Raw genomic sequence first — 20,138 nt, 5'->3', positions numbered from 1 at the left:
GATGCGCTATATGAACCGCCACCGCTACAGCCGCATCGGCGAGCATAACGAGGACCCGCTGGCCGGCGTCGCCAACCTGTTCGACGCCAGCATCGTCTTCATCGTCGCCATGATGCTGGCGCTGTTCTCGGCCTGGAACATGATGGACCTGCTGGACCCGAACTCCGAAGTCACCATCGCCAAGAAAAGCGCCGACGGCCATGTCGAGGTGCTGACCAAGAAGGGCGCCGAAATCAAGGTGAGCAAAGTGAGCGACAAGCCGCTGTCGGGCTCCGGCAAACGCCTGGGCACCGCGTATCAACTGCCGGACGGGAAGGTCGTGTATGTACCTGAATAAAAAATTGTGGGCGCTGCTACTGTTGCTGGCGTCCCTGTGCATCGGTGGTTATGTGCACTCGGCGCAGGCGCCGCGCACCTTGGCGCTGATGCTGGGCGATATCGAATCGCGCCCGGCGGTGCTGGCGGTGCGCGGCCTGCAGGCCGAGTTGAAAGAGCTGAACGTCGCTGTGCGCATCATTCCGGCCAACGGCATGACGCCGGCCGACCGCGCGGCCCTGACCAGCGCCGATGTTGCGATCGTCAACACCAAGGGCCGCCAGGCCATGGTGGCCCTGGGCGCCGAACTGCAGGCCTTGCAGAAGGCGCGACGGCCGGTGTTCGCGGTCGGCGGCGCCATCGACGACAGCTTGCGCGAGCAGGGTGTGCGCGACGATAAGACCATACAGTCCTACCACAGCGAAGGCGGCGTGGAGAACATGGGCAACCTGCTGCGCTACATCCTGCGCAACCACTTCGGTTCCAGGCTGTCCGTCGCGCCGGTGCATGCGATGCCGGAAGTGGGCCTGTACGACGTGGCGGCCAACCGCACCTCCGGCAGCTACGAGCAGTACCTGCAAGGCTACGCCAGCTACAAGCCCGGCGCGCCATGGATCGCCGTGCCGTTCTACCGCGCCAGCCTGGTGGCTGGACAAACGCTGCCGCTGGCGGCCATCGTCGCGCGGCTGGAGGCGAGCGGCTACAACGTGCTGCCGGTGTTCGGCTATCCGTACGACGTGCCGCTGCGCTTCCTGCTGGACGAAAACGGCAAGCGCCGCGTCGAGCTGATTGTCGCATTGGGCATGAAGGTGGGCGGCACCGCCAACACCGGCGCGCTGCTGGACAAGATCGGCGTCCCGGCGATCAACGCCATCACCCTGAGCCAGCAGTCGCTGGCGCAGTGGCAGGAATCGAAGATCGGCCTCGATATCATCGAACGCACCTGGCAGCTGGCCGGCGCCGAAGTGGCGGGCCTGATCCAGCCGACCGTGGTCGCCAGCCGCGAACGCATCAGCGATGCGCAGACCGGCCTGGCCTACGTCGAAGAGACGCCGATCCCCGAGCGCATCGAGCGCTTGAATGAGCGCGTCAACAGCTGGATGGCCTTGCGCCAGAAGGCCAACGGCGACAAGCGCATCGCCATGCTGTACTTTAACTATCCGCATGGTTCCGAGACCATCGGCGCGGCCTACCTGAACGTGCTGCCGGAGAGCCTGTGGCAGATCGTCCAGCGCCTGAAGCAGGACGGCTACCAGACCGGGACTGCGCTGCCGCCGTCGCAGCAAGAACTGCAAGGCGAGATCCAGCAGTGGGGCAACTACCCCGGCAAATCCAGGGGCGACTACATGGCGGGCCTGACGCACTTGGCTGAAAGCGGCCAGGCGCTGCTGGTCCCGCTGGCCGATTACCAGAAATGGTTCGCCACGCTGGCGCAGCCGCTGCGCGCGTCGATCGAGAAATCCTGGGGCAAGCCGGAGAACGCGCCCGTCCTGTGGCGCAACGCCAAGGGCGAGCCGTTCTTCGTCTATCCGGCGCGCCGCTTCGGCAATGTGCTGATGGCGCCGCAGCCCGGCCGCGCCTGGGAACAGAACCTGGAGAAGCTGCACAATGAAGTCAGCATGCCGCCGTCGCACGAATACATCGCGTTTTACCTGTGGCTGCAAAAAGGCTTCCAGGCCAACGCCGTCATGCACATCGGCACCCACGGCACGCAGGAATGGCTGACCGGTAAAGAGGCCGGCCTGTCCGCAAGCGATCCGACCGAGGCGCTGATCGGCGCCATGCCCAACATCTATCCGTATGTGATGGACGACGTGGGCGAGGGCATACAGGCCAAGCGCCGCGGCATGGCCGTCATCATCGACCACATGACGCCACCGTTCGACGTGGCCGGCCTGAATCCCGACCTGCGCGAACTGGGCGCGCTGCTGAACGACTACCGCGTGGCCGAGCAAAAAAGCCCGCTGCTGGCGCGCAGCCACCTGACAGCGATCAACCGCCTGGCGGCCAAGAGCGGCGTGTTGAAGGACATGAAAAAGACCGAGCTCAAAACCGAAGCCGACATGGAAGGCCTGGAGGAATACCTGGACGACACCGGCAGCAAGCTGACGCCGTTCGGCCTGCACACCTTCGGCGTGGCGCCGAAGCCGGAGCTGCGCAACGCCACCGCGCGCGCCGTGGTCAGCCTCGACACCACGTCGACTCCGGAGCAAAAAACCAAACGCATCGCGCAACTGGAAAACGACATCGAACGCAGCGCCGGGCTGGAACTGGAGCGCCTGATGCAGGCGCTGTCCGGCCGCTACATTCCGACCGGCGCCAGCGCCGACCTGGTACGCAATCCGGACGCGCTGCCGACCGGACGCAACTTCTTCGGCCTCGATCCGTCGCGCATCCCGAGCAAGACCACCTACGAAGCCGGCTACAAACTGGCGCAGCAACTGGCGGAAGACTATCGCAAGCGCCACGGCGCCTGGCCGGACAAGTTGAGCATGAACCTGTGGGGCGTCGAAACCTCGCGCCACGAAGGCATCATGGAAGCGCAGGCGATGGCGCTGATGGGTGTGCGTCCGACCTGGGACGAGCGTGGTCGCGTGACCGGCGTGGAAGCGCTGACGCGCAAGCAGCTGGGCCGCCCTCGGGTGGACGTGACGCTGATCTCGTCCGGCCTGTTCCGCGACCTGTTCGGCAACCTGCTGACGCTGATGGACCAGGCGGCGCAACTGGCGCAGAAGCAGGACGACAACGCCCCCGGCGAAGACGGCAACGTGATGCAGGCGCACAGCCGCAAGACCGTGGCCGCCTTGCAGGCCAGCGGCATCGGCGCCGAAGAGGCGCAGCGCATGGCGTCCGTGCGCATCTTCGGCCTGCCGAGCGGCGCCTACGGCACCCAGATCGAGAAGCTGATCCCGCTGACCAACGCCTGGCAGAACGAGAAGGAAGTGGCGGACGTCTTCATCAACCGCATGAGCCATCCGTTCGGCGCCGGCTACTGGGGCGACGACAAGGCCGATCCCGGCCAGCGCCGCGAGTTGTTCAGGCAGGCCATCAGCGGCAGCAAGATCGCGTTGCACAGCCGCTCCAGCAACCTGTTCGCGACGCTGGACAACGACGACTTCTTCCAGTACCTGGGCGGCACCGCGATGGCGATCCGCAGCGTGGACGGCAAGACGCCGGAGGTGATGGTCAGCGACCTGTCCAACCCGCGCAAGCCGGGCCACAAGACGCTGGAGCAGTACATGGGCCAGGAGATGCAGGCCCGCTACCTGAACCCGCACTGGGCCGACAGCATGCTGAAGGAAGGCTATTCCGGCGCGCGCTACATCAACCGCGTGGTCGATTACCTGTGGGCGTGGCAGGTCACCGTGCCGGAAGTGGTGGACGGCGGCAAATGGCAGCGCATGTACGACACCTATGTGGAAGACCGCCACGGCCTGAAGGTGCGCGAGCGCTTCGCCGGCAGCGGCAACCTGCGCGCCTTCCAGGCCATCACCGACCGTATGCTGAGCGCGATCGAACGCGGTTACTGGAAGCCGAGCGACGCGGTGCGCGAAAAACTGACGCAGCAGAATGCGCAGGCGATCAAGGATGCCGGCGTGTCGTGCAGCGCCGATTCGTGCAGCAAGGCGACGCTGAAGATCGCGCCGCAGTTCAGCGGCCAGTTCGTGCCCAACGTGGGCACCAACGCGGCGGTCGCGCGCGGTGCCGCAGCGGCCGCACGTGCCGGTGGCGCCGCGCCATCCGCGCAGCCTCCGGCGCCGACGGCCACGCAGCAGCAGACCGATGTCGCCATGCAGAACGCGGTGGCGGACTTGCAGGCATTGCAGGCCAAGGCGCAGGAGCTGCCACCGCCCGTGCCGGCGCACGCGAAGAACAAACCGGCCGAGCCGGCGCCGAAAGCCAAGGCCGCAGCCGATACTGCCGACGCCAAGGTCAATGGCTTCGAAATGCAAACGCTGGCCAACCTGACGCCGGTGCAGAAGACCGTCGGCACGCTGGCGCTGCTGGCGCTGGCCGCCGCGCTGATCGGCGTCGGCTACGTCGGCCGCCGGAATAAATTGAGTAAATTGAAGGAGTACCTATGATTGTCAAATCCATCATCGCGCTGGTGGCGGGCCTGCCGCTTGCATCGCATGCCGACGAGCAGGCCGCAGCCGCCGCGACCACCATGGCTGCGGTGGAAGTGCGCGGCCACTACGACAACGGCGTCGGCACCTCCAGCGCCGCCAGCCAGGGCTCGGTGACGGCGGCGCTGATCGCCAACCGTCCGGCGCTGCGTCCCGGCGAGCTGCTGGAGTTCGTGCCCGGCGTGATCGTCACGCAGCACAGCGGCGACGGCAAGGCCAACCAGTACTTCCTGCGCGGCTTCAACCTCGATCACGGCACCGACTTCGCCACCTTCATCGACGGCATGCCGGTCAATATGCGCACCCACGCGCACGGCCAGGGCTACACCGACCTGAATTTCCTGATGCCGGAACTGGTGGACCGCATCAACTACAAAAAGGGCCCGTACTATGCTGACGAAGGCGACTTCGCCTCCGCCGGCGCGGCGCATCTGGGACTGGCGAACAAGCTGAAGGAAAACACCGCCAGTGTGACGGTGGGCGGGCATCAGTACTACCGCGCCAATCTGACCGGTTCGACGCCGCTGGGCGAGGGCAACCTGGTCTACGGCGCGGAGCTGGGCCACAACAACGGCCCGTGGGTCAGCCCGGAAGCCTTCCACAAAAGCCTGGGCGTGCTGCGCTACAGCCCGGGCGGCAGCGACAACCAGTTCAGCGTCACCGGCATGTTCTACAAGGGCGCCTGGTATGCCAGCAACCAGATTCCGCTGCGCGTGGTGCAGAGCGGCGAGATCGGTCCCTACGGCGCCATCGACACCAGCGACGGCGGCATCACCTCGCGTTACAGCCTGTCCGCCACGCTGCGCCGGCGCAGCAGCGACACGCTGTTGCAGGCCAACGCCTACGTGGTGCAATCGAGCCTGGACCTGTACAACGACTTCACCTACTTCCTCAATGATCCGGTCAACGGCGACCAGTCGCGCCAGACCGAAAAGCGCCGCATGGCGGGCTTCGACGTGGCGCAGACCTGGTTCGGCAAGTGGGGCGGGCTGGAAGTGAACAACAAGGTCGGCGTGCAAGGGCGTTACGATTACCTGTCGCCGCTGGCGCTGTACAGCACCGTGAAGCGCCAGATCTCCGGCACCATCACGCAATCGAAGGTCAAGGAAGCGAATGCCTCGGCCTACTTCGAGAACACGGTGCAGTGGCGCGAGTGGCTGCGCACCACGGCCGGTGTGCGTTACGACCGTTACCGCTTCGATGTGAACAGCAATATCGCCGAGAACACCGGCAAGGTAGGCGAGGGCATGACGTCGCCGAAGATGTCTGTAGTGCTGGGGCCCTGGGCCAAGACGGAGTTCTTCATCAACTACGGCGAGGGCTTCCACAGCAACGACGCGCGTGGCACCACCGTGCACCTGACGCCGAAGGAACGTGAACCTGTCGACCCGGTTACGCCGCTGGTCAAGACGCGTGGCGCGGAACTGGGCATGCGTACCGAGGTCGTGCCGGGCCTGCAAAGCTCGATGGCCTTGTGGAAGCTGCGTTCGGCGTCGGAGCTGGTGTTCTCCGGCGACGCCGGCGATACGGCGGCCAGCCGTGGCAGCTACCGTTCGGGCATCGAGTGGAACAACCACTACATCGCCACGCCATGGCTGTTGTTCGACCTGGACCTGGCCTACTCGCGCGCGCACTACACTGAGCATGACGACGTGGGCGATTACATTCCGGGCGCGATCGGCAAGGTGGCGTCGTTCGGCGCCACCATCACCGATATCGGCCCGTGGTCCGGCGCGTTCCAGATGCGTTACTTCGGCCCGCGTCCGCTGATCGAGGATAACAGCCAGCGTTCGGCGACGACGGCGATTGCGTATGCGCGGGTGGGCTACAAGATCGACCGGCGCTGGGCGGTGTCGCTCGATGCCTTCAATCTGTTCGATCGCAAGGCCAGCGATGTGGACTACTACTATCCCTCGCGCTTGCAGGGCGAGCCGGCGGAAGGCGTCAACGACATCCACTACCATCCGGTGGAGCCGCGCACCTTGCGGCTGACATTGAAGTCTACGTTCTGACGAACATCCAGATGGTCAGCACGGCGCCGACGATGACGACGAAGCCGCGCATGACCTTTTCCGGCAGGCGGTGAACCAGCCATCCGCCGCACAAGCCGCCGGCGATGCCGCCCGCGCACAACGCCAACGCGGCCGGCCAGCTGATCAAGCTGGAGGTGGCGAAGATCAGCGTGGCGGCGGCGTTCATCGCCATCGCCAGCACGTTCTTGGTGGCGGCGGCGGTGCGCACCTGCTGGCCGGCGATGGTCAGCGCGGCCAGCATCAGGAAGCCGATGCCGCCGCCGAAGTAGCCGCCGTAGACGGCGATGCAGCTTTGCACCAGCACCAGCGTCCAGCGCGGCATGCTGCCGGCCGCGTGCAGCGGTTTTCTGCGGAAGCTGCCCCACGCGAACACGCTGGTGGCGAACAGCACCAGCCACGGCACCAGCCGCGCGAAGAACGACGGCGGCGTATTCAATAACAGGATGGCGCCGAAGATGCCGCCGATGGCGCTGATGATCAGCATCTGTTTGAATGTCAGCGGTCCGACATCGCCGGCCAGATTGCGGCCGGCGTAGGCGGAGGTGATCTGGCTGGGGAATAGCGCGATGGTGGACGTCATGTTGGCGGCCAGCGGATTCAGGCCGGCCAGCAGCAGCGCGGGGAAGGTGATGAACGAGCCGCCTCCGGCCAGTGCATTTTGCACACCGGCCATGAGACCGGCGGCGGCGACCATCAGGACGATGTGGATTTCAAGTGGCGGGACTGGCGGCATGGGGGCTCGGAAGTGTTCGGGTAAACGATTGATTATAACCGTGTACTGAATATCGTTCCTGGCGCAGTCCGGATGTTGTTAATGCTACTATCATGACATGACGACACCCTACCAACTCTATTACTGGGACGGCCTGCAGGGCCGCGGCGAATTCGTGCGGCTGGCGCTGGAGGAAGCGGCGGCGCCGTATGTGGACGTGGCGCGGCACAAGCAGGGCATGCCGGCGCTGCTGTCCTGCCTCGATGGCGCGCAGGTCGACCATCCATCGTTCGCGCCGCCGGTGCTGCGCGCGGGCGAGCTGCTGATCGGGCAGACGGCCAACATCCTGATGTACCTCGGCCCCCGCCACGGCCTGGCGCCGCGCGCGGAGGCGGGGCGGCTGTGGGCCAACCAGCTGCAACTGACCATCGCCGACATGGTCAACGAGGTGCACGATACCCATCATCCGATCGCGGTCGGCAAATACTACGAAGAGCAGAAGAAGGAAGCGAAGGCGCGCGCCAAAGGCTTCCGCGAGGAGCGCATACCGAAGTTCCTCGATTACTTCGAGGGCGTGGTGGCGCGCAATCCGGGACGGGGAGGGTATGCGGTCGGCTCGAAGCTGACGTATGTGGACTTGTCGCTGTTCCAGCTGGTCGAAGGTTTGCGCTATGCGTTCCCGAAGACGATGGCGCGGCTGGAACCGTCGTATCCGGCGCTGATCGCCTTGCGCGACAAGGTGGCGCTGCGGCCCAACATCGCCGCTTATCTCAAGTCCAAGCGGCGGATAGCGTTCAATGAAGACGGTATCTTCCGCCGCTATCCGGAGCTGGACAAATAATCAGGCCGCGCTGGTGACGGGATAGCCCGCATCGGCGATGGCTGATTTCAACGGCGCCAGCAGGCTGGCGCTGTCTATCCTGACGGTCTTGCTGGCCAGGTCGATCTGCACTTTTGCGGCCGCATCGACCGCCTGCACCGCCTTGGTCACCGCACCCACGCAATGGCCGCAGCTCATGTTTTCCACTTGCAGCTGATACATCGTCGTACTCCTCAAACTGTTTCGATGTTCATACTGTAGCCCTTCCCGCCGTGGGAAGGTCAAGCATTTTTAGGGATTAAATGGCCTATGATTAAAGAAGTGTTCTAATATCAATAATTGTTTATCGAGAAAATGTTGCGCCAAATGAATGAGGGCCGAAAAATGGTATCCGATGGTGAAAGCAGTCACGAATCCAGCTTCTTGCATGCAAGTTTGTCTATAGCGGAAAAGCTGGAAAGGGCGCGCACAGAATTGCTTGATTTATCTGCGCGAAATCGCCTGTTGAATATTCCGCGATCGGCGAAATCTGGACGAACCATCGAGGTAGTCGACGAAAAAACTTCCGAAATTTTTCGTTTGCTGGTCACCGAAAACCGTGCCTTTACATTCCTGCCCGGCAGGGCCGCTTCTGGAGCCGTCGCTGATTCGGAAGAAGATCCGGATGAGATTGGTGATCTGGCTCAGCCGGACGAGAGTGTCAATGAGCGTGGTGTTTTTAATCGTCATGTGGACACAAAACTTCAGACTAAGCTGACGTCTAAGGGGCTTCAGAAAAGATTGCTCGAACTCTGTTCCGACGCTCGTACTCTTGAAGAGGAACAAGGCGTTAATATTTTATTTCTGGCGTTGGGGACCTTGAAATGGGTAGATCCAACCAACGTGAAAAATATACGGTATGCCCCTTTGATCTTAATCCCTGTCAGCCTCGAACGTGGCAACGCGGCAGAGCAATTTAAGTTGAGATGGCGCCAGGAGGATCCCGCTTCTAACCTGTCGCTGGAAGCTTATCTGGATCGTATTCATAGTTTGAAACTACCCACGTTTGAGGCGAGCGATGAAATTGACACTGCTGCCTACATAAGCGCAATCGGCGATGCTATCAAATCCAAGTCTGATTGGTGTGTCAATCCCGACGATATTGTTCTCGGATTTTTCTCGTTCGCAAAGTTTCTGATGTATCGCGACCTGGATCCCTCAGCGTGGCCAGCGCAAGCTGGTATCACGTCGCAGCCTCTGATCAAAGGCTTGTTAAGCGATGGTTTCGGTTCCCACGCGCCTTTGCTTTCTGAGGATGAGAGTATCGACGCGCATATTGCTCCTGCAGATCTATTGCACATAGTTGATTGTGATAGTTCGCAGGCACTTGCGGTCCACGACGTCAGGGCTGGGCAGAACCTTGTTATCCAGGGACCGCCGGGTACTGGTAAATCGCAAACGATCGCGAATGTTATCGCCTCGGCTGTCGCTGATGGAAAAACTGTCCTGTTCGTAGCGGAAAAAATGGCCGCGTTGGATGTGGTAAAGCGGCGACTTGATTCTGCGGGCGTTGGCGACGCCTGTCTTGAGCTACACAGCAATAAGGCAAACAAGCGAATCTTGCTCGAGGAACTAAGGCGTACTTCCAATCTTGGCGCACCAAGAGGAGATTTCGAATCCACGCTGAATTCACGGCTTTCGGAAGCCAGAAACACGCTTAATTCCCATGCTGCGAGGCTGCACAGTCTGCATGAAAATGCACAGTTGACGCCATATCAGGTTATTGGCGAGCTGACGCGATTGCGTCAGGAAGATTTCCAACCGGTTGAGCTGCGGCTGACTTCTCCCGAGAACTGGAGCCCCGATGAACGTAAGTTCCGGGAGAGTCTGATCGCTGAGTTGGCGCAAAGGATCTTCGAAATTGGTACCCCTTCGGCCCATCCTTGGTCTGGAGTCGGATTGACTGTAATTCTCCCTACCGATGTAGAACGTCTCGTGCGTCGAATTGCTGAGTTAAAAATTTGCCTTGATGCCGCATGTGATGCGCGCTCGTCACTCTCTCAGTCTTTAGCGCTGGATGTACAAGATAATTTGGTGGGGATGAGCACGGTGATCGAACGCGCGCGTCGCGTTGCCGATGCGCCCTGTTTGAGCGCCGCGGCCTTGACGGCGCCGTGTTGGACCGCTGAGCGCGCGCAGATTAATCGATTGACCGAGGCCGGCTCACATTGGGCTAGCCTCGAATCTGGCTTGCGTGGCAAATTAAAACCATCATCGTGGGCTGCGGATGTTGATGCATTACGCCGGGACTTTGGCCAACTCCCAGCCAACTTTGACCTTTCCGTGTTTTTTGTTGCCGATAAATTGCTGGCCATTTTGTCGTCACTTGTCGATGAGGCGGGCCGACTGACGCGCGGCCTTGGGAGTAGCGAAGGCAATGGCACGATCACCTTCATCGCCAACAGGGTATTAACCGCCGAGCGCGTTGCCGCCGCGCCGAATGTTAGTCCAGATGTCTTTGCGGCGACCATATGGGAACAGGGCGTCGAACAGGCGGCAGATTTGGTCGAGGCTATTTCAGTTTGGCACGCTGTCAGTGCTGAGATTGAAAGCGATATTGTTGATGCCGCATTGGATATGGACCTTTCTGATGCTCGGCAGATCCTGGCTGCACAAGGTAGCAGCATATTCAGGTTTCTTAGCGGCGACTGGCGGAAGGCGCGCGCCCGAGTAAAGTCCATATTGAAAATTCCCGAAACTCCGCTAGCGAGACAACTTTCCCTGTTGGATGCGTTGGCGAAGGGACAGAAGGCGCGCGCTGCCATAAAAAACAATGAAGACATAGGGCGCGCGGCCTTTGGCGCCGACTGGCGGGGCGAGCGTTCGGCGCTTGCGCCATTGACCGCCCTGGTTGAGTGGATGCGTAGCCTGAGAGGTTTAGGAGCCGAGCCAAGACTGATCGCTCAGAGGCTGCCCGACAGGGCTGCCATTGGTGTGCGTGCTGAACATGTCCAACGTCTGCTCCGCGATGCCAGCGGTTTGCTGCAAGATATCTGGAACTCAATCGGAGCAGAGAGAAGTCGTTTGTTCCCCGGTGCTATTTCAGTGGAAGACGTTTCGTTGGAGACGCTGCTTGTGCATGTCGAACACTTGGTCTCGATGTTTCGCATGAGCTCGGAAATATTTGTGCTGATGCCCGCAGCCGCACCGGAAGCCATCTCGGTTTTAGATACGCTGATTGCCGCACTAGCCGCAAAAAAAATATTAGATGACGACCAGTCACTTGGCTTGACCGCCTTTGGCGGCGCATGGGCTGCTACCGAATCGGATTGGGGTGCGCTGCATGGCGCCTCCCAATGGATAGACGCGAATGCCGACATTCTTCACGTCGTTGCGCGGCACGAGGCGCGCGGCTTGCCACTATTGGATGCGATGAAGATAGAGGGGGACTTTTTGATGCTTGCTGACGATTTTGGGCATCTGTTTGGCAGCTTGCGCAGCGATGCTTGGGAACTGTTCGGTACCAAGCTCACGGCGGATGTGTCTGTGACCAAGCTGAGTGGGCGACTGACTGCATGGATGGAATCGTCGGAGCAGCTATCTAAATGGGTCGCCTATCGGGATAGGGCCGATCAAGCCGTTGCGGCAGGGCTGGGGGAAATCGTTGCAGGACTGGAAAACGGCACACTCGATGCGAACGCCACGCGCAAGACCTTCGATATGGCATATTACGAAGCGTTGTTCCGGGATCAGGTTGCTGCCGAGCCGGCGCTTGCGCGCTTTGATGGTCAAATCCACTCGCGGCTGGTGAGTAACTTTTCTGCATTAGATCGTGAGCGCATCGCGGCCTCCAGCATGGAGGTGGTGCAGGCACACTACCGAAGAATTCCTCAGGGCGGTGGCGCTGCCGGGCCGTTGGGGATATTGCGAGGAGAGATGGCGCGACGTCGAGGCCATATGCCGATACGGCAGTTAATGCTGAAGGCCGCACCTGCGATACAGGCACTCAAACCGGTACTAATGATGAGCCCGTTGTCTGTTGCGCAATTTCTGCCGCCCGGTCAGCTTCATTTTGATTTGCTCGTGATGGATGAGGCAAGTCAGATCCAGCCGGTTGATGCACTTGGCGCTATCGCACGTTGTCGCCAAGTCGTGGTAGTTGGCGATGAAAGGCAGCTTCCTCCGACCAGGTTCTTTTCCAAAATGACGGGTGGTTCGCAGGACGACGAAGAAATCGATGAAGCTCAGGTATCGGACATTGAAAGCATACTCGGTCTGTTTTCTGCACGTGGCCTGCCTCAACGGATGCTGCGTTGGCACTACCGTAGCAGGCATCAATCATTGATCGCCGTCTCGAATAGCCAGTTCTACGAGAATAGACTCTTCATCGTTCCCAGCCCGTACACAAAAGAAGCGGGTATGGGACTACAGTTCAACCACATTGCCGATGGCGTTTTCGATTCGGGTAACAGTGGCACCAACGAGATAGAGGCGAAGGCTGTTGCGAATGCGATCATCCAGCATGCCCGTTTAAATCCGCAGCTATCGTTGGGCGTCGCCACGTTTTCTGTAAAACAGCGGAAGGCGATTCAAGATCAGCTAGAGTTGCTGCGACGGCAAAATCTGGAAAGCGAGACATTCTTTAATCTTCATCCCAACGAGCCTTTCTTTGTCAAAAATCTGGAAAACGTGCAGGGCGATGAAAGGGATGTGATTTTTATTTCGGTTGGGTACGCGCGCAATGCGCAGGGATACCTGGCAATGCGATTCGGGCCGTTGAGCGCGGACGGCGGTGAGCGGCGACTGAATGTGCTTATCAGTCGGGCTAAGAGGCGTTGCGAAGTCTATTCGTCCATTACCGACGAAGACATAGACTTGGAGCGGGGGAAGGGTAAGGGCGTCTTCGCGTTCAAATTGTTCCTGCATTACGCCCGCACGGGCCGACTCGCCATGCCTCAAGCTACCGATAGGTGCTATGAAAGTCCGTTTGAAATCCAGGTGGCAAAGGCCCTGCAAGAACGCGGCTGTCAAGTTCACGCGCAAGTTGGCATTGCCGGCTTCTTCATTGATTTGGCAGTAGCGGATGCCGATCGGCCTGGCCGATATATTTTGGGGATCGAATGCGATGGTGCGACTTATCACAGTTCCCGATCTGCTCGAGATCGCGACAGATTGCGGCAATCAGTATTGGAGGATCATGGATGGATAATTCACCGAATATGGAGTACCGACTGGTTTAACCGGCCTAAGGATGAGCTTCAGCGGGTACTGACGGCCATTGACGCAGCGCGGGCGGAGCTGGATGCACGCATGGAACTCGCTTCAAAGAAAGGTCATGCCGTGCCGGTGACTATCGTTAGCATTGATCGGGGAGATGCGATTGAAATTGGTTTGACTTCCGTCGATGAAACGGAGAAAGAGCGGATTGCCTATATCGAAGCGAGTCCTGTGCGACCGGCAGGCGGCTATGAACTTCATGAAACGCCGACCGGGGTACTTGCTGAGCTCATTAAATCTGTCGTTGCAGTAGAGAGTCCAGTGCACGCGGATGAAATCGTCCTCCGACTGCGTTCGACCTGGGGACTGAAGCGGGCGGGCGGGCGTATTCAAGCTGCGGTGGAGCGGGGGCTTGAGCTTGCCCTCCAGGACGAAAGAATTGTGATTGAAGACCGGTTTATATCGATGAGCAGAGCGCCGATTATTGTGCGCGATCGGAGCGGCGTGATTTCCGATGCTTTGCGTAAGCCAGAGATGTTGCCGCCTAAAGAGATCGATATAGCGATTCGTAATGTGGTCGCAAGAAACTTTGGGGCAAGTTCGGAAGAGATCGTTTTGTCAGTTTCCCGATCGCTTGGATTTAAAGCGACCAGCAGCCAATTGCGCGAGCTGATCCAGATGAGAATCGAGGGGATGGTCGGGAGCGCTGCTCTGGTGCGTAGAGGGGATAATTTAGTTCTAGACGACACGACGAGTTGATCATCGTTTATCGGACCGAGTGGCTTGTTTTGACGCAGAACGGAGGAGGGATATTACCGCTAGAGTCGTCAGATGAACAGCGCAGACCTTATCAAGCTCCTCGTCTCTCATGGCTGGTGTCACGTCTCCACGCGTGGCAGCCATCATAAGTTTTTTCATCCTGCCTCGGGCAGGACGGTGATTGTTCCGCATCCTAAAAAGGATTTGTCTATTGGTGTTACCAAGGCTATCTTGAAACAGGCGAACTTGAAATGAAGGCCCCTATGCTTTATCCGATCTATGTCTGGAAGGATGAGGGCAGCGCCTATGGCGCCGCTTTTCCCGACCTTCCCGAGGTCTACACGGCGGCAGACGACCTTGATGATCTTCCCGCGATGGCCCAGGAAGCTTTCATCGCAATGTACGAGCGGGCAGATATATCACCACCGCCCCCCACTGCCATCGAAAATTGGCGCGACAATGAACGTTATCAAGGCGGGTTCTGGTTACAGGTCGAGCTTAACCTTCCTTAATCGCATATCAAGCACACTGGCTGTCAAATGGGCGATGGTCAGCCATCGCCTGGAAATGTTGGCATTGCTGAATGTTTAATATTTTTAAGGGCGATTTCGCTATGGTCAGGTTGCTGTATATGCTTGTTGTGATGACGCTTGCTGAGTGCAGTCGCCCGCAAGCGATGGATGGTTCGGCGCCACTGGTGGTAAGCGCTGCGCAGGGACGCGACAAGTTCCTGGCCTACCTGCATGCGGTGACCATCGATACCGGCGAAAGCCAGATCAAGCCTTTGCTCGACAGGTTGACGGCTGCCTGCCAGGCGGATCGGGAAAACAGCTGCATGCTACTCAATTCCACCCTGGAAGGCGGACGGTGCAACGAAGCCTCCCTGCGCGTGCGCGCCAAGCCAGCGGGGATCGACAAGCTGCTGGCGCCAACGTGCAAGCTGAACGGGAGCAGGCCAGCGGCGAGAACGTCCATTTGATCAGTAATTCTGACCGCATGTCCAAAGGAGCGATATTGGTGGGGGCGCGGCTCAATCCTCGGGCGGATCGTTCAGCTTGGCCAGGTCCAGGCTGACCAGCGCCCAGATGCCGCCGGCATAGTCCGGCTCGCGGGAAAGGTATTCCACTTCGGAGGGTTTGATTTCAAACGCCTTGCCTTGCTCGACCAGCTGGCCGACATGGCCGTAGATGGCCTTGGTGGCGTTGCTCATGGCCTTGTCCACCGTGTCGCCGGTGGTGACGCAGCCGGGGATGTCCGGCACGGTGACACCGTACTTGGTGTTGCCTTTTTTTCGGATCAGGATAGGGATGTCCATGGTCTTACCTCGGGTGTGGTCCGAAAGTCTGGCGAAATCAATGACTTGCAGTGTCTAGTGTCATACAGGTTGCTGCCGGTTTCAAGCACTTTCGTGGCTGACGCCGCCTTTATTGTGCAATGCATTATAGATTGACATCAAAATCCACCACCACATTGCCTGAAGGAAAAAAGAAGCCCCGCCGGCATTGCTGCGGGCGGGGCTAACAGGTACGGATTTATTCTACTACATTTACAAAACGTCGCTGGCGTGGTCGGCCAGGCGTGAGCGTTCGCCGCGCGCCAGGGTCACGTGGCCGCTGTGCGACCAGCCCTTGAAGCGATCCACCACATACGTCAGGCCGCTCGAGCCTTCGGTCAGGTAAGGCGTGTCGATCTGCGCGATATTGCCCAGGCAAAGAATCTTGGTGCCCGGACCGGCACGCGTGACCAGGGTCTTGACCTGCTTGGGCGTCAAGTTCTGCGCTTCGTCGATGATCAGGAACTTGTTGACGAAGGTGCGGCCGCGCATGAAGTTGAGCGACTTGATCTTGATGCGCGAGCGGATCAAGTCCTGCGTCGCCGCACGGCCCCATTCGCCACCGTCCGAATCGGATTTGTTGAGCACTTCCAGGTTGTCGTCGAACGCGCCCATCCATGGCGACATCTTCTCTTCCTCGGTGCCCGGCAGGAAACCGATGTCTTCACCGACCGGCACCGTCACGCGGGTGACGATGATCTCGTTGTAGAGCTTGGTTTCCAGCACTTGCGCCAGGCCTGCGGCCAGGGCCAGCAGGGTCTTGCCGGTACCGGCCTGGCCCAACAGGGTGACGAAGTCGCATTCCGGATTCATCAGCAAGTTCAAGGCGAAGTTCTGCTCGCGGTTGCGGGCGGTGACACCCCACACATTGTTCTTGTTGTGGCTGAAGTCGCGCAGGGTCTGCAGCACGGCGGTCTTGCCGTTGATCTGCTTGACCTGGCCGTAGAACGGCGTTTCGCCATTCTTGGGTTCCAGGAAGATGAACTGGTTGACCAGCAGCGACGGCACGAACGGACCGGTGACGCGATAGAACGTCGCGCTCTGGCCGTTCTTGTTTTCCTGCCAGGATTCGAGGTCCTTGCCGTGCTTGGTCCAGAAATCGTCCGGCAGCTGGACGATGCCCGAGTACAGCAGGTCGGTGTCCTCCATCACGTGGTCGTTGAAGTAGTCCTCGGCCGGCAGGCCCAGCGCGCGCGCCTTGATGCGCATGTTGATGTCCTTCGACACCAGCACCACAGGGCGGCCTTCCTGTTCCGCTTCCAGCGAGCGGACCACGGACAGGATCTGGTTGTCGGCTTTGCCGACCGGCAGCCCGACCGGCAGGTCGGCCGTTTGCAGGCGCGTCTGGAAGTACAGGCGGCCCTTGGCGTCCTTGTTGCCCAGCTTGGACAGCGGGATGCCGTTCTCGATGGCGTCGTCGTCGGTGTTGGAGACCAGCGCATCCAAAGTGCGCGACACCTGGCGGGCGTTGCGCGCCACCTCGGTCATGCCCTTCTTGTGGTTGTCCAGCTCTTCCAGCGTCATCATCGGCAGGTAGACGTCGTGCTCTTCAAAGCGGAACAGCGACGATGGATCGTGCATCAGCACGTTGGTGTCGAGCACGAACAGCTTGGTGGTGCCGGTCTGGTCGGCGTGACGGCTGGTCGACGACTTGATCGCCACTTCATGCGGCTTGTGCTTGGCCGGGTGCGGCGCCTCGGCGGTGATCGGCGTGACCTTGCCGCGCGCGGCAGGCACGGGCTTGGCCTTGGCGGCCGGCTTGGCCGCGGCAGGCGCGATGCCGGCGGCGGCGTTCTTCAGTACGGCAGGCGCGGCCTTCAGTACGGCGGCCACGGCTTTGGACTTGGTGCTGGTTTTCGGTGCTTCGACTTTGGCTTTTGCTACAGGCACTGCTTTGACAGGCGCCGCTTTCTTCGGCGCGGGCGCGACTTCAGCCACCGCTGCTATAGCGGGAACTGGACGCGGCCCTGTCGCTTTTGGATAATCTTTCGCCAGAAGTAAAGTCGCTGGCTTACTAGGTAATTTTGGCAGTGGCATCAGGATCTCATTTGAAAAATATCTGGAGGAATCCGCCCATGGCGCAGCATGCTTCCTGGTATGGGAAACATTGGGACCGTATGGGGTGGATGCTGGGTAAAAACAGGGTTTAAAGACTGCCGACGGGCGCTCATCATGCCCGGAGAAAGTACCGCGTGGTGGCCGGCTGGCCACCATGTAGGGTGGTGGTGTGTATGACAGTGATGACTCAAAATGACTGGATAGGCTTGGTTCGGTTGAGCAACTCTGGAAGCTGCAACACGCATCCTGTACTTAAGCCTGACGCGCTACAAATTCCAGCACTTCATCGACGTGACCCGCTACCTTCACGCCTCTCCATTCTTTCACCAATTGACCAGTAGCGTCAATCACAAACGTACTGCGTTCGATGCCACGCACCGTCTTGCCGTACATTTGCTTCATCTTCATGACGCCAAACTGCAGGCAGAGCGCTTCATCGGGGTCGGAAATCAGTTCGAAGGGCAGGCCCAGCTTGGTCTTGAAGCTTTCGTGCGAGCGCAGGCTATCGCGGCTGATGCCGTAGATTTCGGCGCCGGCGCCCTGGAATTGCTCGTGCAGGTCGCGGAAAGCCATGTTTTCGGTGGTGCAGCCCGGGGTGTTGTCCTTGGGGTAGAAGAACAGCACGGTATGGCGCGCCGGACGGCCCGACAGCTGGAAGGTCTGGCCGCTGGTCATGGCGGCGGAGAAATCGGTTACAACGGTAGGGCTATCAGCCACAGGCAGTCTCCTGAACGGTAGGCATTAAGAACGGGCGGCGCCCTGTACGATCAGCTGTCCGGAACGACCCGGCAGCTCGCCCCAGGTGATCGGGCAAACCGGCATGGTCTGATGCTGGATCTTCTGATGGTAATCGGCCATCGACGCCAGTTGGTAACCTTGCGCCTTCCAACCGGCCAACAACTGCTCGAATATGGGGGCGAGTTTTTGCCCTTCAAGCTCGGAATGCAAAGTATATACGTGGTCGCGGGTGGCGCCGGCGGTCAGCTTAAGCAGGAAGTCGGCGATGTTGCCGGTGCCGATGACGACGCCGTCGATCTCGCGGCCCAGCAGTTCATCCAGCGTCGGCAGCGTGGTCGGCAGTTGGATGTGGGACAGCACCTTGTCGCCGTCGGACAGGCGGTGCGGACCGTCGGCCGGATGGGCCAGGGTGCCGTTCTCGTTGAGCACGCAGCGGCCGTCGGAGGCGTAGGCGTAGCCGGCGGTGTCGTGTTCGGCGAAGGCGGCGTTGTTCATCTGCCAGCCGGCCGCGCCGTGGGTGCGCGGCGCGCTGCCGAACACCTGCGTGAAGCGGGCTGCGGCCTTGCGCATCATGTTGGTGGACCAGGCGCCGTCGCGCTTGGCGACGTTGTCCTGCCATAGCACGTGGTCCCAGGTGTGGATGCCGCATTCGAAGCCGGCGTCGCGCACGGAGCGCATCTGTTCGGCGCATTCCCTGCCGATGTCCGGCCCCGGCAGCAGGGTGCCGTACATCAGCGTCTTGATGCCGTAGTGCTCGACCACGGAAGTGCGCGAGACTTTGCTGAAGAAGCCCGGACGCAGCGCGCGGCGCAGCGCCCAGCCGGTGTGATCCGGTCCCAGCGAAAACAGGAAGGTGGCCTGGGCCTTGTGCGCCTTCAGCACGGTCACCAGGTGCATAGTGCCTTCACGGGTGCCGCGGTAGGTGTCGACGTCTATCTTCAACACCATCAGCGGCGCTTGCGGTTGCAAAGTCTCGGTCAAATCTTAGTCCATCAGTTTTTGTGCTTCGGCCACCTGGCCGCGGTAGGCGTCGAAGATTTTCTTCAGCGCGTCAGCCATGGTGGTGGCCGGTTGCCAGTTCAGCTCTTCGCAGGTGTTGGTGATCTTCGGCACGCGGTTCTGCACGTCCTGGTAGCCGGTGCCGTAGTAGGCGCCCGACGTGGTCTCGACGATCTTGACCTTGGCGGCGCCTTCGGCGTACTCCGGGTACTGCGGCGCCAGCGCCAGCATCATGGTGGCCAGTTCGCGGATCGAGTAGTTGTTGACCGGGTTGCCGATGTTGTAGATCTTGCCGCTGGCCGCGCCATCCTTGTTCTCGATGATTTTCATCAGCGCGTCGATGCCGTCGTCGATGTCGGTGAACGCGCGTTTCTGCGCGCCGCCGTCGACCAGCGAGATGTTCTCGCCGCGCACGATGTGGCCGAAGAACTGCGTCACCACGCGCGACGAGCCTTCTTTCGGCGTGTGGATAGAATCGAGGCCGGCGCCGATCCAGTTGAACGGACGGAACAGCGTGAAGTTCAGGCCTTCCATGCCGTAGCCCCAGATCACGCGGTCCATCAGCTGCTTGGCGTTGGAGTAGATCCAGCGCGGCTTGTTGATCGGGCCGCAGACCAGTTCCGAATTCTCGGGATCGAACTCGGCGTCGTGGCACATGCCATACACTTCCGAGGTCGACGGGAACACCAGGTGCTTGCCGTACTTGGCGGCCGAGCGCACGATGGGCAGGTTGGCCTCGAAGTCCAGTTCGAACACGCGCAGCGGCGCTTTCACATAGGTCGATGGCGTCGCGATGGCGACCAGCGGCAGGATCACGTCGCATTTCTTGACGTGGTACTCGACCCATTCCTTGTTGATGGTGATGTCGCCTTCGAAGAAGTGCATGCGCGACTTGTAGGCCTCGTTCTCCAGCACGTCGGTGATGCGATCGGTGCTCATGTCCATGCCATAGACATGCCAGTCGGTCGTTTCCAGGATGCGCTTCGACAGGTGATGGCCGATGAAGCCGTTGACGCCGAGGATGAGGACTTTTTTCATGTGATAGTTA

The 20,138-nt window shown here is 60.3% G+C and carries 15 protein-coding genes; 8 read left to right on the top strand and 7 right to left on the bottom strand.

The annotated features are described in order from the left end of the window. The first annotated feature begins 1 nt into the window (after window position 1). Genes KVP70_RS08895 through KVP70_RS08885 form a run of 3 tightly spaced genes read left to right on the top strand, consistent with a single transcriptional unit; the run spans window position 2 to window position 6,454 of the window. Complete coding sequence (locus KVP70_RS08895; RefSeq protein ID WP_116990142.1) at window positions 2–337, top strand: DUF2149 domain-containing protein; 336 nt, start codon at window positions 2–4, stop codon at window positions 335–337. Further along, a complete protein-coding gene (locus tag KVP70_RS08890) occupies window positions 324–4,400 on the top strand; it encodes a cobaltochelatase subunit CobN (RefSeq protein WP_217941809.1) in 4,077 nt (1,358 codons plus the stop codon). The genes KVP70_RS08895 and KVP70_RS08890 overlap by 14 nt, the downstream gene beginning before the upstream one ends. Beyond that, entirely contained in the window at window positions 4,397–6,454 is a 2,058-nt protein-coding gene (locus tag KVP70_RS08885) for a TonB-dependent receptor (protein WP_217941808.1), read from the top strand. Before KVP70_RS08890 ends, KVP70_RS08885 begins: the two co-directional genes overlap by 4 nt. Here KVP70_RS08885 and KVP70_RS08880 read toward each other — a convergent pair. Then, on the bottom strand, window positions 6,444–7,208 hold the full coding sequence (locus KVP70_RS08880; protein ID WP_217941806.1) for a sulfite exporter TauE/SafE family protein: 765 nt from the start codon (window positions 7,206–7,208) through the stop codon (window positions 6,444–6,446). The two genes, KVP70_RS08885 and KVP70_RS08880, sit on opposite strands and share 11 nt — an antisense overlap. A gap of 97 nt (window positions 7,209–7,305) precedes the next feature. Between KVP70_RS08880 and KVP70_RS08875 the strand changes: the two genes are divergently transcribed. Further along, window positions 7,306–8,028: a glutathione S-transferase gene (locus tag KVP70_RS08875; protein WP_217941805.1), complete on the top strand. Its 723-nt coding sequence runs from the start codon at window positions 7,306–7,308 to the stop codon at window positions 8,026–8,028. Here KVP70_RS08875 and KVP70_RS08870 read toward each other — a convergent pair whose 3' ends face one another. Continuing rightward, window positions 8,029–8,229: a heavy-metal-associated domain-containing protein gene (locus KVP70_RS08870; RefSeq protein ID WP_217941804.1), complete on the bottom strand. Its 201-nt coding sequence runs from the start codon at window positions 8,227–8,229 to the stop codon at window positions 8,029–8,031. Window positions 8,230–8,346: 117 nt separating this feature from the next. Here KVP70_RS08870 and KVP70_RS08865 point away from each other — a divergent pair, with 117 nt between their 5' ends. The 4 genes from KVP70_RS08865 (at window position 8,347) to KVP70_RS08850 (ending at window position 14,941) form a co-directional block, all read left to right on the top strand. Further along, window positions 8,347–13,962: a DUF3320 domain-containing protein gene (locus tag KVP70_RS08865; protein WP_217941802.1), complete on the top strand. Its 5,616-nt coding sequence runs from the start codon at window positions 8,347–8,349 to the stop codon at window positions 13,960–13,962. 72 nt (window positions 13,963–14,034) lie between these two features. Beyond that, window positions 14,035–14,217 (top strand): type II toxin-antitoxin system HicA family toxin, encoded by a 183-nt coding sequence (locus KVP70_RS08860; protein WP_217941800.1) that lies wholly within the window; start codon window positions 14,035–14,037, stop codon window positions 14,215–14,217. A gap of 8 nt (window positions 14,218–14,225) precedes the next feature. Continuing rightward, window positions 14,226–14,474 carry a type II toxin-antitoxin system HicB family antitoxin gene (locus tag KVP70_RS08855; RefSeq protein ID WP_217941799.1) on the top strand — a complete coding sequence of 83 codons (249 nt, stop codon included), beginning with the start codon at window positions 14,226–14,228 and terminating at the stop codon, window positions 14,472–14,474. A 71-nt stretch (window positions 14,475–14,545) separates the two neighbouring features. Beyond that, window positions 14,546–14,941, top strand: coding sequence for a hypothetical protein (locus KVP70_RS08850; RefSeq protein WP_217941798.1), 396 nt, complete (start codon window positions 14,546–14,548; stop codon window positions 14,939–14,941). 51 nt (window positions 14,942–14,992) lie between these two features. Here KVP70_RS08850 and KVP70_RS08845 read toward each other — a convergent pair whose 3' ends face one another. The 5 genes from KVP70_RS08845 to KVP70_RS08825 all read right to left on the bottom strand — a co-directional run bounded on the left by KVP70_RS08845 (window position 14,993) and on the right by KVP70_RS08825 (window position 20,128). Beyond that, window positions 14,993–15,277 (bottom strand): type II toxin-antitoxin system HicB family antitoxin, encoded by a 285-nt coding sequence (locus KVP70_RS08845; RefSeq protein WP_217941797.1) that lies wholly within the window; start codon window positions 15,275–15,277, stop codon window positions 14,993–14,995. A gap of 231 nt (window positions 15,278–15,508) precedes the next feature. Continuing rightward, on the bottom strand, window positions 15,509–17,332 hold the full coding sequence (locus tag KVP70_RS08840; protein WP_217941794.1) for a PhoH family protein: 1,824 nt from the start codon (window positions 17,330–17,332) through the stop codon (window positions 15,509–15,511). A 273-nt stretch (window positions 17,333–17,605) separates the two neighbouring features. Beyond that, window positions 17,606–18,070, bottom strand: a complete 465-nt coding sequence (locus KVP70_RS08835; RefSeq protein WP_217941793.1) for a peroxiredoxin — start codon at window positions 18,068–18,070, stop codon at window positions 17,606–17,608. Window positions 18,071–18,094: 24 nt separating this feature from the next. Next, the gene (locus KVP70_RS08830; protein ID WP_217942158.1) at window positions 18,095–19,039 is read right to left on the bottom strand and encodes a polysaccharide deacetylase family protein; all 945 of its coding nucleotides are present in this window, start codon (window positions 19,037–19,039) and stop codon (window positions 18,095–18,097) included. A gap of 36 nt (window positions 19,040–19,075) precedes the next feature. After that, window positions 19,076–20,128, bottom strand: a complete 1,053-nt coding sequence (locus KVP70_RS08825) for a bifunctional UDP-4-keto-pentose/UDP-xylose synthase (protein WP_217941792.1) — start codon at window positions 20,126–20,128, stop codon at window positions 19,076–19,078. Window positions 20,129–20,138: the final 10 nt, after the last annotated feature.

The sequence above is a fragment of the Duganella violaceipulchra genome, from assembly GCF_019166075.1.
GTDB lineage: Bacteria > Pseudomonadota > Gammaproteobacteria > Burkholderiales > Burkholderiaceae_D > Rugamonas > Rugamonas violaceipulchra.
Note: the sequence above shows the minus strand (reverse complement) of the source record. Positions and strands in the feature narration are given on the sequence as shown.

What these genes read in the sequence shown, in the direction of transcription:
- KVP70_RS08860 (WP_217941800.1), top strand. Translation starts at nt 14,035, where the DNA reads ATGAACAGCGCAGACCTTATCAAGCTCCTCGTCTCTCATGGCTGGTGT.
- KVP70_RS08875 (WP_217941805.1), top strand. Translation starts at nt 7,306, where the DNA reads ATGACGACACCCTACCAACTCTATTACTGGGACGGCCTGCAGGGCCGC.
- KVP70_RS08845 (WP_217941797.1), bottom strand. Translation starts at nt 15,277, where the DNA reads ATGGACATCCCTATCCTGATCCGAAAAAAAGGCAACACCAAGTACGGT.
- KVP70_RS08870 (WP_217941804.1), bottom strand. Translation starts at nt 8,229, where the DNA reads ATGTATCAGCTGCAAGTGGAAAACATGAGCTGCGGCCATTGCGTGGGT.
- KVP70_RS08890 (WP_217941809.1), top strand. Translation starts at nt 324, where the DNA reads ATGTACCTGAATAAAAAATTGTGGGCGCTGCTACTGTTGCTGGCGTCC.
- KVP70_RS08850 (WP_217941798.1), top strand. Translation starts at nt 14,546, where the DNA reads ATGTTTAATATTTTTAAGGGCGATTTCGCTATGGTCAGGTTGCTGTAT.
- KVP70_RS08855 (WP_217941799.1), top strand. Translation starts at nt 14,226, where the DNA reads ATGCTTTATCCGATCTATGTCTGGAAGGATGAGGGCAGCGCCTATGGC.
- KVP70_RS08885 (WP_217941808.1), top strand. Translation starts at nt 4,397, where the DNA reads ATGATTGTCAAATCCATCATCGCGCTGGTGGCGGGCCTGCCGCTTGCA.
- KVP70_RS08830 (WP_217942158.1), bottom strand. Translation starts at nt 19,039, where the DNA reads ATGGTGTTGAAGATAGACGTCGACACCTACCGCGGCACCCGTGAAGGC.
- KVP70_RS08880 (WP_217941806.1), bottom strand. Translation starts at nt 7,208, where the DNA reads ATGCCGCCAGTCCCGCCACTTGAAATCCACATCGTCCTGATGGTCGCC.
- KVP70_RS08825 (WP_217941792.1), bottom strand. Translation starts at nt 20,128, where the DNA reads ATGAAAAAAGTCCTCATCCTCGGCGTCAACGGCTTCATCGGCCATCAC.
- KVP70_RS08840 (WP_217941794.1), bottom strand. Translation starts at nt 17,332, where the DNA reads ATGCCACTGCCAAAATTACCTAGTAAGCCAGCGACTTTACTTCTGGCG.
- KVP70_RS08895 (WP_116990142.1), top strand. Translation starts at nt 2, where the DNA reads ATGCGCTATATGAACCGCCACCGCTACAGCCGCATCGGCGAGCATAAC.